The organism is Geminocystis herdmanii PCC 6308 (assembly GCF_000332235.1).
GTDB lineage: Bacteria > Cyanobacteriota > Cyanobacteriia > Cyanobacteriales > Cyanobacteriaceae > Geminocystis > Geminocystis herdmanii.
Window position 1 is genome coordinate 3693803 of record NZ_CM001775.1, and the last position, 15291, is coordinate 3709093.

11 protein-coding genes are annotated in these 15291 nt (G+C 36.0%); 6 read left to right on the plus strand and 5 right to left on the minus strand.

From position 1 onward, the window contains the following. The first annotated feature begins 210 nt into the window (after positions 1-210). The 4 genes from malQ (at position 211) to SYN6308_RS18470 (ending at position 7008) form a co-directional block, all read left to right on the plus strand. The gene (malQ, locus tag SYN6308_RS18455) at positions 211-1728 is read left to right on the plus strand and encodes a 4-alpha-glucanotransferase (protein WP_017295933.1); all 1518 of its coding nucleotides are present in this window, start codon (positions 211-213) and stop codon (positions 1726-1728) included. A 163-nt stretch (positions 1729-1891) separates the two neighbouring features. Beyond that, positions 1892-4291 (plus strand): HD family phosphohydrolase, encoded by a 2400-nt coding sequence (locus SYN6308_RS18460; RefSeq protein WP_017295934.1) that lies wholly within the window; start codon positions 1892-1894, stop codon positions 4289-4291. Positions 4292-4448: 157 nt separating this feature from the next. After that, positions 4449-5525 carry an extracellular solute-binding protein gene (locus SYN6308_RS18465; protein ID WP_026102156.1) on the plus strand — a complete coding sequence of 359 codons (1077 nt, stop codon included), beginning with the start codon at positions 4449-4451 and terminating at the stop codon, positions 5523-5525. A 214-nt stretch (positions 5526-5739) separates the two neighbouring features. Continuing rightward, complete coding sequence (locus SYN6308_RS18470; RefSeq protein WP_017295936.1) at positions 5740-7008, plus strand: glycosyltransferase family 4 protein; 1269 nt, start codon at positions 5740-5742, stop codon at positions 7006-7008. 379 nt (positions 7009-7387) lie between these two features. On the opposite strand, the gene SYN6308_RS18475 is transcribed toward SYN6308_RS18470, so the two are convergent. From SYN6308_RS18475 to SYN6308_RS18485, 3 genes are all read right to left on the minus strand, one after another. Then, positions 7388-10096 carry a bifunctional acetate--CoA ligase family protein/GNAT family N-acetyltransferase gene (locus SYN6308_RS18475; protein WP_017295937.1) on the minus strand — a complete coding sequence of 903 codons (2709 nt, stop codon included), beginning with the start codon at positions 10094-10096 and terminating at the stop codon, positions 7388-7390. Positions 10097-10373: 277 nt separating this feature from the next. Next, a complete protein-coding gene (nblB, locus tag SYN6308_RS18480) occupies positions 10374-11036 on the minus strand; it encodes a phycobilisome degradation protein NblB (protein ID WP_017295938.1) in 663 nt (220 codons plus the stop codon). Between the two features lie 141 nt (positions 11037-11177). Continuing rightward, complete coding sequence (locus tag SYN6308_RS18485; RefSeq protein ID WP_017295939.1) at positions 11178-11636, minus strand: CBS domain-containing protein; 459 nt, start codon at positions 11634-11636, stop codon at positions 11178-11180. A gap of 286 nt (positions 11637-11922) precedes the next feature. Between SYN6308_RS18485 and SYN6308_RS18490 the strand changes: the two genes are divergently transcribed. Together SYN6308_RS18490 and SYN6308_RS18495 are read left to right on the plus strand one after the other, a co-directional pair. Further along, positions 11923-13068 (plus strand): citrate synthase, encoded by a 1146-nt coding sequence (locus SYN6308_RS18490; protein ID WP_017295940.1) that lies wholly within the window; start codon positions 11923-11925, stop codon positions 13066-13068. A gap of 159 nt (positions 13069-13227) precedes the next feature. Then, on the plus strand, positions 13228-13554 hold the full coding sequence (locus SYN6308_RS18495; protein ID WP_017295941.1) for a DUF3082 domain-containing protein: 327 nt from the start codon (positions 13228-13230) through the stop codon (positions 13552-13554). Between the two features lie 101 nt (positions 13555-13655). On the opposite strand, the gene SYN6308_RS18500 is transcribed toward SYN6308_RS18495, so the two are convergent. After that, positions 13656-14426 (minus strand): TIGR01548 family HAD-type hydrolase, encoded by a 771-nt coding sequence (locus SYN6308_RS18500; RefSeq protein WP_017295942.1) that lies wholly within the window; start codon positions 14424-14426, stop codon positions 13656-13658. Between the two features lie 128 nt (positions 14427-14554). Next, positions 14555-15172, minus strand: a complete 618-nt coding sequence (locus tag SYN6308_RS18505) for a hypothetical protein (RefSeq protein WP_017295943.1) — start codon at positions 15170-15172, stop codon at positions 14555-14557. Positions 15173-15291: the final 119 nt, after the last annotated feature.

Genomic DNA, 15291 nt, shown 5'->3' on the forward strand with positions numbered 1-15291 from the left:
AATTCTTAATATTTGATGTACTTTTGAGAGAATTTTATTCATTCACAAGAAATACAATCTTCCTGTCTCCCTGTCTGCCTGTCTTCCAAGTCAGCCCTCATCTATTTTTATAGTTCACTCAGGTATCTCCCCTTCCTCGAAAATTTCTGATTAATGCTAGAACTAAGTATAATAAAGGAAAATCAATGATGACCCTATCAACTATACTTTATGTTCGATCGAAGACTAAGTGGTATATTACTTCATCCCACATCCTTACCTAGCGCTTATGGTATCGGTGACTTGGGTAGTGGTGCTTATGGTTTTGTGGACTTTCTGGCACAGGGGGAACAACAAGTATGGCAAATACTTCCATTAGGCCCTACAGGAGCAGGAAATTCCCCTTATTTAGCCTATTCTGCCCTAGCTGGAAACCCTTTAATGATTAGCCTTGACATTCTTTTTGGAGATAAATTATTACAAGAAGAAGATTTAGAAGTTATTAAAAAAGTTTTTGAAAAAGAAAATCCCCAACGAGTCAATTTTGATGCAGTCATCAAAGAAAAATATCCTCTATTGCGTAAGGCTTTTGAGGCTTTTCAAGGAAGTGATAATGATGAATATAAACAAGAATTTGACCAATTTTGTGAGGATTATGGTTATTGGTTAGAAGATTATTCTCTTTACATGGCACTCAAAGATTATCATGACGGTAAACCATGGTTTCAGTGGGATGAATCGATCGCAAAACGTAACCCAGAAGCAATTCATACATGGCAAATAAAACTAGGTCATGAAATGTATTATCATAAATTCTTACAATTTAGCTTCTTTAAACAATGGCGCAATTTGAAAGAATATGCCAACGAAAAGGGAGTTAAAATTTTTGGGGATATTCCCATTTATGTCGCTCACGATAGCGTTGATGTGTGGGCAAATCAAGAGATATTTTGTTTAGATGAAGAAACAGGGGCGGCGGCATTAATGGCGGGTGTACCCCCTGACTACTTTAGTGAAACAGGGCAATTATGGGGTAATCCTGTCTATAACTGGGAAGTATTAGCAGAAAATAACTTTGCATGGTGGATACAACGTATTAAGGGAATGTTAGAATATGTTGATATTATGCGCATTGATCATTTTCGAGGTTTTGAAGGTTATTGGGCTGTGCCTGAAGGGGAAACCACTGCTATTAATGGTGAATGGTTAAGCGCCCCCGGAGATCAGTTTTTTACTATCCTAGAGCAAGAATTAGGGGTTTTACCAATTATTGCGGAAGATTTAGGGGTAATTACTCCCGAAGTAGAAGCATTGCGAGATAAGTATAACTTTCCGGGTATGAAGGTTTTACATTTTGCCTTTGATTCCGATCGAGCTAACGGTTTTCTACCTTATAATTATGTCGATCGAAACTGGGTTGTTTACACTGGTACTCATGATAATGATACCACTGTGGGTTGGTTTGAAAAACGATCGTTCGCCGAAAGAAAAAGAGTTGTGGACTTTTTAGGTAACATAGATAATGAAGGTATCCACTGGAGTTTAATTCGTTTAGCTTTAGCCTCTGTAGCTAACTTAGCTATTTTTCCCGTGCAGGATTTGTTAGGATTAGGATCAGAATCGAAAATGAATACCCCCGGTACGATCGTCGATAACTGGAGTTGGCGTTATTTAGACGGTGTTTTAACCGATGATATTAGTGAGCATCTCAAATATTTAACTTATCTTTACGGCAGAAAACCCCATTAAAAATAATGGAGAATGGAGAATGGAGAATGGAGAATTAAGAATTAAGAATTAAGAATTAAGAATTAATTATCTTCTAGTCTCCCTAATCTCCCTAATCTCTAGTCTCCTAAAACCCTAACATCCTAACCAAATCAATTTGTCTTTATGGTCAAATTTCAATACTATGAAAACCTTACAGTCCATTCGTCACCATTTTAACCAATGGCAAAACAAACCTTCTCCAGACAATGTTATTAACAATTCTAAGGTAAAAAATTCTTCTTCCTCGATCGACAAAAATAAGCCATTGATATTTCAATGGATATGTAAAATTCATTCTCCAGTGATGGTGTTATTGTCCATTTCTACCATTACAGGATTAGTTAGTTATCGTTTCTATAATCAGCCAGAATTAGCCGTTGGCACAATTTCCCCTACAAAAATTATTGCACCCGCCGATGGAGATTTTTTAGACGAAAAAACCACCGAAGAATTGCGTCGAAAAACTCGTAGTGGTTTATTGCCTGTTTTACAACAGGATATTACTTTAACTCAAACTATTCGTAACAGAATTAACCGTAAGTTAGAAGAAATTGACACTCTGCGTCGTTTAATTAATGAAATTCCCGTCATTAATCAAAATATTCTTCCTTTAGCTACTCAAAAATATTTATATTCTATTTCTACTTCAGAATGGGAACAAATGATCACGGATATAAATAACTCCCCCTCATCCTTGTCAGAAAATCCAGAAATTAAACCATTGTTAGCTTATAAACAAAAAGTTAATAATGATGAGTTTCAACAAACTTTCACTACATTACAGCAATATCGCCATCAGTATCAAAATTCTCTGAAAGAATTTAAGCAACAAAATATACATCATTTAACAGATGATGACATCAAAATTCTCTTAAATGTAGATTCCCAAACTTGGCAGAAAACCAAGATTGCTATGGAAGATACTTCTAAAAAAATTCTGACTCAAGGAATTTCTCCCGGATTACCAGAAGAAATAAAATATCGTACTTTACAAATTCACCTTGAGAATAATGTATCACCAGAAGTGAAAAATCTTGCTATAGATTTACTTTCAAAAAATCTTGACTCTAATCTAACTATTGATGAAGAAGAGACAAAAATAAGAGGAGAAAGAGCGGCTTTAGCCATACAACCCGTAGTGGTATCTGTGCGCAAAAATGAAGTCATTGTGGATGCAGGAGAAAAAATTACTCAAACGGATTTTGTTTTATTAGATAACTTTAATTTGAGTCGTCGCAGTATTAATTGGACGGGAGTCGCTGGTTCATCTGTTCTGGTCACTATATCTGTATTTTCTTTTATGTCGATCGCCAATAAGATAAAAGGAAAACTGAGGAGACGAGATCAAGTATTATTATGGTTATTAAGCCTTTCAGTGCCAATAATTAGTATCTTTGATGTGGGTTACAACTCTTTACCCGCCTTGGGATTTTTAGTAAGTAGTTTTTATGGACCTAGTTTAGCCTTAACTAATGTTACCCTGATGACAGGATTAACCCTATTTCAAATAGAAATGATTGGGTGGGAATATTTGATTTCTTCCTTTGCTGGGGGAATATTAGCTTCTTTCATGGCAAGTCGTCTTCATTCAAGGGAAGAATTAGCTTTACTTGGTGCGGGGGTAGGATTAACTCAAGGAAGTACTTTTTTTATTGTGCAGTTAATTAGTACGGCGGCAACGGGTACAGTTTGGTACACTCTTTTACCTCCAGCTATTTGGCATGGTACGGTAGGCTTGACTTATAGTATCTTAGCTTTGGGTATTTCTCCTTATTTAGAAAGATTTTTTGATCTGATTACCCCTATACGTTTAGCGGAATTATCTAATACTAATCGCCCATTATTAAAAAGATTAGCAACGGAAGCACCGGGTACGTTTCAACATACAATGTTTGTGGCTAGTTTAGCGGAAGCGGCGGCTCGTCAACTTCACTGTAATATTGAATTAATCAGAGCTGGGACACTTTACCATGATATAGGAAAAATGCACGATCCTTTCGGTTTTATCGAAAATCAGATGGGAGGACCGAATAAACATGATATGATTAATGATCCCTATGAAAGTGCTAATATTATCAAAAAACACGTTAGCGAAGGCATTGTGATGGCGAAAAAATGTGGTTTACCTCAAGCTATTATTGACTTTATACCTCAACATCAGGGTACTTTGTTAATCTCATACTTTTACTATCAAGCCAAAACTCAAGCTGAAGGGGAGGGAAAAAATCTTCAGGACATCGATGAAACGATTTTCCGTTATGATGGTCCTATTCCTCAAACCAGAGAAACGGCTATTGTGATGTTGGCAGATGGTTGTGAAGCGGCTCTTCGATCGCTCAAGGATGCTACCCCAGATCAAGCTATGGCAATGGTTAACAAGATTTTTAAAGCTCGTTGGCGAGATCATCAATTAGATGATAGCGGTATTAAATACGAAGAATTACCGATCGTTGCAGAGGTTTTTGTTAACGTTTGGCAACAATTCAACCATCAAAGAATTTCTTATCCCAAAGGTGCATTAGAGATGAGAAGTAGTAAGTAAAATATTTATGAGTATTATTTGTTAGTTTCAGAAATTAACATTTTCCATAGACACGAGTGCAAAATAAAAAGTAAAATCTATTTTAGAGTGGAAAACAGAAATTTCTTATTACTCATTACTCGACTTCTTGCCGAAGTCTAATAAACCCGAATTATTTATGAATCGTCGATCGTTTTTATGGACTCTCAGTAGTTTAAGTGTTGCGTCTATGTTGTCAAGTTGTGAAAACCAATATGATTTACAAGTAGCGTTACTGCAAGGCTCACTTCCAATACAATTAATTGCCTCTTTACAAAAACAGGGATTGGGGAAAATTAATTTTAAACCTCAAAGTTCGATCGAAGATATATATAAATTATTGATCAAAGAAGAAGAAGAAAAAGATAAAAAGAATACTCCCTCCGATTTAATGACGTTAGGACATTATTGGTTAAAAGATGCCATTAGTAAAAATTCCATCGAACCTTTAGAATTAGATAAGTTCAGTAATTGGCAAAATATTCCCCCTCGCTTTCAACAGTTAGTAAACAGGGATAATCAAGGAAAATTAACAGAAAATGGACAGTTATGGGGTGCTCCTTACCGTTGGGGATATACCATGATTGCCTATCGTCAAGATAAATTTGAGGAGTTGGGATGGCAACCGCAGGATTGGCAAGATTTATGGCGATCGCAACTGCAAGGGCGTATATCTTTACTGAATCAACCGAGAGAGATTATCGGATTAATCTTAAAAAAATTAGGACATTCTTACAATACTCAAGATATTAATTCGATGCCTGAAGTTGCCAAAGAGTTAAAAAGTTTACATCAACAAGTCAAATTTTATGATTCCACTAACTATTTACAGCCTTTGATTATGGGTGACACATGGTTAGCAGTAGGTTGGTCAGCCGATATATTACCAGTTTTAGCAACTCGATCGAACATAAAAGGCATTATAGCTCGATCGGGTACAGCATTATGGGCGGATGTGTGGGTAAAACCAAAACAAGATAAGAATGAAGAAGACAAATTAAAGAGAATATCAGAGTTAATCAACTTTTGTTGGGATACAGCATCAGGAAAACAAATTAACTTATTTACCAATGGAATATCACCCTTAAAATTATCGGGAAAAACTAATCCGAAAATTCCCAGAATGTCCGAGGAAATCTTTGCTAAAAGTGATTTTATCGAGCCGTTATCTCCCCAAGATTTAGAGCAATATCACGAATTATTGCTCAAATTATAATGTATACTTGGCGAGGGTATAACTTGAGTTTGGTGAAGGTAGGCAAAAGGCAAGTAGGCAAAAGGCAACTGTACATTTTGCAACATCAGATTATAACCTTGATGAGTATAATCGAATAAGGGTTAAAACCCTCACTACAAACAGAGAAAAAATAAATTTTGGAAAAATTCTCAAAATTGCTATGATAATTAATTGCTGATACTTCATTATTGTCATGGTACAAGAAAAAACTAGAGTCTTATTTATTCATCCCAATTTTCCTGCACAATTTCGTCATTTAGCGATGGTTTTAGGGAAAGACCCCAAATTTGAGGTAATGTTTGCCACAAAGCGTGAGGAAGGGCAAATAGAGGGAGTTAAGAAGATAATTTATGAGGTATCCAGAGAAGCAAGACCAGAAACTCATCACTACGTTAGAACTTTAGAGAATGCTGTATTACAAGGTCAAGGTTTATATCGTGTAGCCACAGAATTAAAAAAACAGGGTTTCTATCCTGATATTGTATATGGTCATTCGGGTTGGGGGCCAACTTTATTTATTAAAGATATTTTTCCTCGGGCGAAATTTTTATGTTATTTTGAGTGGTTTTATAATGCTCATGGTAGTGATGCAGATTTCGATCCCAGTGATCCTCTTTCTGCCGATGATGAAGCGAGGATTAGGGTAAAGAATGCTCCTATTTTAATTGATTTGTACAGTTGCGATCGAGGTTTATCGCCGACAAAATGGCAACAACAGCAATTTCCTCCTGAACTTCGATCGAAAATAACCGTCTTACATGATGGAGTCGATACAGAATATTTTAAACCAAATCCAGACAAAAAATTAGTACTTCCCCGAATTAACCTAGATTTAAGTAACGCTTCAGAAATTGTAACCTATTTAGGTAGAGGAATGGAACCCTATCGAGGATTTCCACAGTTAATTGAGACTATCAGCATTTTACAAAAACGTCGTCCGAATACTCATTTTATCATCGTCGGTCAAAATAGAGTTGCCTATGGTAAACAATTACCAGACGGACAAAATTATAAAGATTTAATGTTACAAAAATTTCCCCTTGATTTAAGTCGAGTCCATTTTACAGGATTACTCGCTTATGATGAATACCTCACGGTGATTCAAAATTCCTCTGCCCATATTTATTTAACTCGTCCTTTTGTTTTATCATGGTCAATGTTAGAAACTATGTCCACCGGTTGTGTTTTAGTTGCCTCAGATACGCCTCCCGTCAAAGAGTTAATTCAAGATAATTATAATGGTTTATTAGTGCCATTTTTCTCCCCAGAAATTATCGCCGATCGAGTAGAATATGCCTTAGATAATCCTGATATGATGACAAAAATTCGAGAGAAAGCTAGAGAGACGATCGTCAAAAATTATAATCTTCAAGACTTATTAAACCAACATTTAGAATGGATAAAAACAGGAGAAGTGAAGAAAAAATCTACTCGTAAAAGTAAAAAAGGTTTTAGCTTTTAGGCGAGACGCTATCTATGTAGGGTGGGCAATGCCCACCAAATTCCTCTATCGTATTTTGATGAGACAACTGTTATATAAAACTTACTCATAGTTACCTATGACGTTTACTTCTTGCTTCTACCAGTCAAGTCGGCTTGATACTGTCCACAAGCGTTGATTCGGGTGTAACCCACCCTACTTTTATTATTCTAATTAATTGATTAATCTTGAATAATAACTAATTTTTATTTAATTTAATCTTTAAATTAAATAGTTTTAACAGTCTTGGTTATCGACTTCATTAAAAGCTAACATATTTTAAAAAAAATGTCAACCTTTATCCCGTGAGTAGGTATAAACAACTATAATAAACTATTAGTTAACAGTTAAAAGCTCCTAATTAATGGGAATAAATCGCTGTGACTAAATCGGCAGTTTTCTCTAAAGTAAAGCCTAATTTTCGGCATAAATTCTGCATTCCGATATTATCAGGCAGTATTTCCGCAATAATTGTCTTAATTCCTTCTTTTTTAGCTATTTTAAGCAAATCTTGCCCTAAAAGTGTCCCTAATCCTTGTTTTTGATAGCTGTCTTTCACTAATAAGCCTAATTCTGCTTGTTCTGTATTCCCGTGTACTCTACTCAGACGTGCGATCGCAAGGATTTGTTTTTCGTCAGTGTCAGGATTACGATAACTGGCAACTAAAGCAATTTCTTGATCATAATCCACAAAGCAGATACGAGTTAATCTTTCATGGGAAATCAAGGATTGATAGCTGATAGAGTGAAAAAACCGTAGGTAAACACTTTGTTCTGATAACTCCTTACAAAAAGTTACGACTTGCGGTTCATCTTCAGGGCGAATAGGACGAATTTTGAGCAGTTTACCATCTTTTAAGGTGATTTTCGAGATATATTGAGAAGGATAAGGACGAATAGCAGGAGGTACAATATCCTTTTTATCTGTGTTAGGCTCGTATAATAACACCCTTGCATCTAAAGCGATAAGGTTGTATTCTCCGGCAACTAGGGGATTGATGTCGATTTCCTTGATTAAGGGTTGCTCGATGACTAATTGACTAAATAACACCAAAATTTGTTCTAATTGAGCTAAATTAACGGGTTTTCGTCCTCTAACTCCTTGTAAAGCCGTATAAATCTTGGTTTGCTCCATTAATCGTCGTGCGAGGGTACTATTTAAAGGAGGAAGCCCCATGGATTGATCTTGATACACTTCTACTAATTGCCCCCCTGTACCAAATAGTAATACGGGCCCGAACTGCGGATCGATCGTACTACCTAAGATTAATTCATAGCCTTCTAAGTTAATCATCGGTTGAATAGTTACTCCTAAAAAGTCACTATCACTAACACCTTGTTGAATTGCCTCAAAGGCTTGTTTAATATCTTCTTCACTGGTTAAATTTAACCTCACCCCACCGACATCAGTTTTATGGGTGATTGTCTCAGAATGGAGTTTCATCACCACAGGATAACCTATTTTTTTGGCAGATTCGATCGAACTTTCCACCGTTTCAGCAATTTGGGTGGTGACGGTAGGGATACCATAAGCCTGTAACAACTGCTTAGATTCATATTCCGTTAATAAAGTGCGGTTAGTTTGATGCGCATGGGTGATAATGTTATCAGCTAAATCCTTATCAATGAAGTTATCAGATTGAGCAAAACTAGGAATTTCATACAATCCCCGTAAGTTATAGCTATAACGCCACATCAAATTAAATAAACGAGAAGCATCATCAGGGTAGGGTTGAGTATAAATATTGGCACGATTCAGGATTTCGACTCCTGTGGCAACACCACTTCCTCCCATCCAACTAGCTAATACTGGTTTATGACTAATTTTGCTGGTAATTTTGGTTAATTCTTCGGCGGTTTTAGTGGGATCAGTCATGTCTTGGGGAGTTAAAATAACTAATAATCCGTCACTATTTTCATCTTTGGCAGTAATTTCTAAGGCTTGAGCATACCGTTGAGGGGGGGCATCTCCCAAAATGTCCACAGGGTTACTGTGACTCCAATGACTAGGCAAAATCTTGTTTAATTCTTCGATCGTACTGTCACTCAAAGAAGCCAATTCTCCTTTACCCCATGTTAGCGCATCGGTGGCTAATACTCCCGGTCCTCCTGCATTGGTTAAAATGGTTAAACGTCTTCCTTTCGGGCGCGGTTGTTTTGCTAATAAATCCGCCATGTTAAACACTTCTTTAATGGTATCCACTTGTAAAACCCCACAGCGACGAAAAGCGGCGGCTAAGACTTTATCACTGCTACTCAATGCCCCAGTGTGAGAGGCGGCGGCTTTGGCGGCTTCTTCTGTGCGCCCTCCTTTGATGACGATAATGGGTTTTGATAAGGCGACTTCCCTAGCGGCAGAAATGAACGATCGAGCATTACTGATCGATTCCATATAGATAACAATACTTTTAGTTAAAGGATCATCACCAAAATAATAGATCAAATCACCCCAATTAACATCCAACATCGAGCCAACGGAGATAAAACCGCTAAAACCTAGATTTTCTTTGATACTCCAATCAAGGATAGAAGTACAAAAAGCACCACTTTGACTAATAAAAGCCACATTGCCCGATCGAGCGCTTGTACTAGCAAAACTAGCATTTAATCCCGTAGGAGGACACATTAAACCCAAGCAATTTGGACCTATAATGCGTAAATTGCCCTTACGAGCTAATTCTAAGATTTCTTGTTCTAATTTAACCCCTTCCGCCCCAATTTCCTTAAATCCTGCGGAAATAATAATTGCACCTTTAACACCAGCTTCTACGCATTCCCTAATTACATTCGGCACACCCACAGCAGGAATGGCAATCACCGCCAGATCGATCGACTCAGGTAATTCTCTTATACTAGAATAAGCCCTAATGCCTAAGACATTGTTTCGTTTAGGATTAATGGGGTAAACCGTACCCCCAAAGGGATGACTAATCAAATTCCATAATAAAGTGCGCCCCACACTATTTTCTTTTTCCGATGCACCAATCAAGGCAACGGATTTCGGTGCAAACATAAAATCCAGAGGATTATAGTTATACCGCATGATGTCATGAACTTTATCTGTAGCCATAATTTTTATCCTCAAATACGATCGTTTATGATCATTGTCATCGTATTTACCATTATTGCAACAGATTTTTAAGCTATTTTTAAGAATTTATACTTGACTTCTTCCGAAAAGATATTTTATCTATGATTTTATCATAAAACTGAAAAAATATTATTGCCATGAGAGGAATTATTTATTTTAAATTTCTTTTATATCATGTACAATCTAAAAACCTTTATTTTTCCGTATTTCTCCTATCTCCTGTCTCCTAACTCCTAACTCCTATCTTCATCAACCTCTAATTAAGCAGATAGTGTTTTGCTTCTTCGGATACCGCTACAGATTTATCTTCCGCAAGAATTGTTAAAACTTCTCGCGCTTTTTCCCCTCCAAATCTGCCTAATGCTTGGGCGACTCGATGACGAATTTGCCAGTCATCATTATTGGCAAAAGGTATTAATAAATCGATGGCTCGATCGTCCCCTAACTCCCCTAAAGCACCGATAGCAGAGGTTTTGAGCAATTCATTATCAGAATTTAAAGCATCTTGAAGTAAATCAAAGCCTTCGGGATGTCCTAATTCTCCCAAAGCTGAAACAATACTAAATTGAATTAACCAGTCTTCTGTCTCATAATAGACTTTTTTCAAGTCGGGAAAAGCCTTCGTTATTTTTAACCCTGCGATCGCATCCGCCGCCGCCGCTCGAACATCCGACTCAGAGTCATTATAAAGGGTGTCTAATAAAACTTCTAAGGATTTTTCAAGATTAAAATCTCCAAGGGTGTCTAGTTGAGAAATCGCTGCATAACGCACTCTTACATTAGGATCACTAATTATGGAAATTAATAATTCATAGGCAGTTTCTTTGTCTAACTGTCTTAATTCATTAATCCCTCGAATGCGCTCACCAAAATTCTCCGAATGTATCAATGCGTTTACTGATTCAGGTGTAATCGTCATAATTTAGTTAATTTTCAATAAGTGAATAGAGTCTAGTGAATAAGTATTGTTTCTCAATTCTGCATTCTTAATTCTTAATTCTTAATTCTTAATTCTTAATTCTTAATTCTTAATTCTTAATTCTTAATTCTTCATTCACAATTAATCCATTGCCATAGCTCGGAGAATATCACCTTGAGTTATAATACCGATTATTTTGCCATCATCATTGACCACAGGAAGACGGCGCACTGGTTTATCATGGAGTAATTGAGCCGCTTTTTTCACTGATTCAGTAGGTTCGATCGTGATTATTTTATCATTCATCACCTCTCCTACGGTTTGCCCTAATGCTTTATGTATCTCTTTTTCGTAACGATTCAAATTTTGTAAATAAATAATGCTATCTAAAATCATGATATAAGGTGGTGGTTCAACTCCTGTTTCTTGCCACATTAAATCAGTTTCAGAAATTATCCCCAGCAAGTTTCCTGTTTCATTAATAACAGGTAATCCACTGATTTTATTTTCAACTAAAATACTAATAGCTTCTTTTAAAGGAGTTTGAGGTGTAACAGTAATAGGATTAGGTGTCATCACCTCAGCAACAGTTTTATTCATAATTTTATTAATTTTAGTTTGTTAATAATGGTAATTGTATCAAAATTCACCGTCTGAATTTTTTATTTGTTTCAAATCTTTAGTAATTCTCCATTCTCAATTTTCCATTCTCCATTTACTAATAGCAACTGAGCAAATTAATTGTATATTGAATGAACAGCACTCTTACCTTTAGTAATAGGTTGAATAAAATAGAACATAGCCTAATCATACTGACAATAGACAATTAACCTAAAAGAGTACTTATTTTTAATTAATATTATAATTCGATCGTAGAGGAATCAAAATGACACAACCCGCCTGTCAATATCAACCCGGTTTAGAAGGAATCCCCGTCGCCCAATCCAGCATTAGTTTTGTCGATGGTAAAAACGGGATTTTAGAATATCGAGGTATAAATATTGAAGAATTAGCCCAAAAAAGTACATTTTTAGAAACAGCTTACTTATTAATTTGGGGTAAATTACCCACCAAAGAAGAATTAGCCACCTTTCAAGATGAAGTCACTCGTCATAGACGCATTAAATATCATATTCGAGATATGATGAAATGTTTTCCTGAAAGTGGACATCCTATGGATGCACTACAAACATCCGCCGCAGCTTTAGGGTTATTTTATTCTCGTCGTGCCTTAGCCAAAGAAGAATATATTAGAGATGCAGTCATTAGATTATTAGCGAAAATTCCCACCATGGTGGCGGCATTCGCTCAAATGCGCAACGGAAATGATCCCATTAAACCCAGCGAACATTTAAACTATTCTGCTAATTTTCTTTATATGTTAACGGAAAAAGAGCCTGAGCCTTTAGAAGCAAGAATTTTTGATGTATGTTTAATGCTTCATGCTGAACATACTATGAATGCTTCTACTTTTTCCGCTATGGTGACAGCATCTACTTTAACTGATCCTTATGCCGTAGTTGCTTCAGCTGTAGGTACATTAGCCGGTCCTTTACATGGTGGCGCGAATGAGGAAGTTTTGACCATGTTGGAGCAAATCGGTACGATCGAGAATGTTCGCCCTTATATTGAAGATTGTATTAAACATAAAAAGAAAATTATGGGTTTTGGTCATCGGGTGTATAAAGTAAAAGACCCCCGTGCTAAAATATTACAACAGTTAGCAGAGCGTCTATTTGAACTAACGGGCTATGATGATTACTATGAGATTGCTTTAGAAGTGGAAAAAGTTGTCGGGGAATATTTAGGGGAGAAAGGTATTTATGCTAACGTGGACTTTTATTCTGGTTTAGTCTATCGTAAGCTAGGTATTAAGTCTGATTTATTTACTCCGATGTTCGCCATTTCTAGGGTTGCTGGTTGGTTAGCGCATTGGAAGGAACAATTAGCAGTTAATCGTATTTTCCGCCCTACTCAAGTTTATATAGGTGAACATAATCAAGTATATATTCCGATCGAAGAAAGAAGCTAGAAAATAATTAACAATTAACAATTAACAATGTTGCCCCTCTTCAAGAATTTAGAGTTCAATTTATTGAACGTAAAATTGTTAGCCGTGTAATTCATTACACGGTGGGTTATTAATTAACTTCTCAATTATCAATTATCCATTACCAATTATTTTATAATTATGACTGATACTAATGATCGATCGATCGAACCTCAAGAGGAAAATCAAGAGAAAATAACCCCTTTTCGTTGTTTTACGGGGGCTTCCATTTCTGCGGGATTAGCTGTTGCGGCTTATTTGTTGACAAAATCAGTGATTTTGACTTATAGCACCATGCCCATAAAATTTAATAATCAAATGGCAATGAGTATCGCCTCCACCGTGAGAACATTAATTATGGGTATTACCACTATGGCAACCTTTCTTTTTGTCATGGTGACAGTCGGTTTAGTGGCTTTGGGTATTAAGTTAATTATTGATAATTATAAGTCGGTTAAATCGCTTTAGCAGATTTTCGCTGTTAGCTTTGTCAATTTATTACAAAGCGGTTTATTGGTGAAAAATATCACAGTTTTTTTTGGCTTGAGGATACGAAACCCAAGCTACCGTTAAAGATTAACAAAGTCTGTTACTTTTGTAACAACCCGATCAGCTCCGACTTTCAATAATTGATTCGTATAGTTTTGACGGAGAATTTCATCATTTTGCACATGGGGGGGTAAAACTCCGATCGAACTCCACTGTCTTTGAGGTTTAATGTTTTTAGCATTGGTAATCGTGGTTATATCCGCAACGGTATCCCCTAAATATACTACTGGTAATAATTCAGGTAAGGAGAATTTTTGTTCTATTAATTCTAGGGCTAAAAATAACCCCGTAGGATCAGGTTTTCCCGGTGCGTCTTCCATTGCCACTAAAATCGGATTCTCTAACCCTAAACGGTGTTTTAAGATATATTCGGCTGAACCTTTCGTTGCACCACTAAAAAAACCCCATGCTAAGTTATTATTTGTTAAAGTGTCGAAATAGGCTCGATCGACCAATAAAGGCTCAGTAGTAATATAACCTTCCCATGTTTCAGGTTGATCAAGCTGACTACCCCGATAAAGTCGTTGAAAAAAATTAACAATTTCTGGATAAGTATAACTAATTTCGCTTCTTAACTTACCTTGACTTTCATAGTAACGATAAATCAATTCTTGAGAGCATTCCCAATCATTATTCCAGATACCTTCTGCTTTCAGATTATCTATATCTTCCATAGTCGGACGATAAAAATTATTGGTAAAATGTTCTACAGTATCCGCTAATGCTCTACGATAAGAATTGGTTACATCTCGAATTACTCCGTCTATATCAAAAATAACGATCGATTTCATTAAATTTAGGGATTGTCTGATTAGTATTTTGGTTAGGGAATTAGGGAATTAGGGAATTAGGGGATTAGGAGATTAGGAGATTAGGAGATTAGGGAATTAGAGTACAAAATTGTTAATGGTTAATTGATTTAGTCAATAATGGCATTTAATAACACTTGAGTTAAACTCATTTGTGCCATGTCATCCATAGTAATAGTATCAACTATATCAAATTTCGCCCCAGCGTCCTCTAATAAATCATCTAAGGCTTTAAAATATTCTGTTGCTTTTTTGTCATTACCAATTTGAATAAAAGAAATCCCTAATTCTTCATCTCGATCGATTTTTTGAGTAGCGTCTATAATTAAACGAATAATCTCTTTTGGTTGATCTGGAATACCATCAGTAATAATTAACATGGTTTCTCCATTTTCTTTTGCAGTGCCTTCAGCCTTGCGTTGAAAATAATTATTTAGGGCATCCTGTAAAACACTTTTTAAATCAGATTTGCCCATAGGCTCATTTAAAGCGTAAATTTCCCTAATTTTCTCCGCCGTAACATTATCATATCTTCTAAAACGTCCCGAATAAAGATAAACTGTAATGCCGTCTGGATCAATTTCATCACATTTTTGAGCTAAAGCAAAAGTCGATTCTTGTGCAATTTCCCAAAGGGTTTTTCCCGTGCCATTATCATTGTTTAAACTACTACTTTTATCAATAATTAAAGTATAGTCTCTGTTAGTTACGATCGATTCAGTATCCATAAGTAAAAATTCCTGATATTTCTCTCTATCATGAATAATATAACAATCCTCAAAAGGTTGCGAAGAAAATTAGCTTCTGCCGTGAGAAATTATGAAAAACCCGAAAAATAATTTCATAA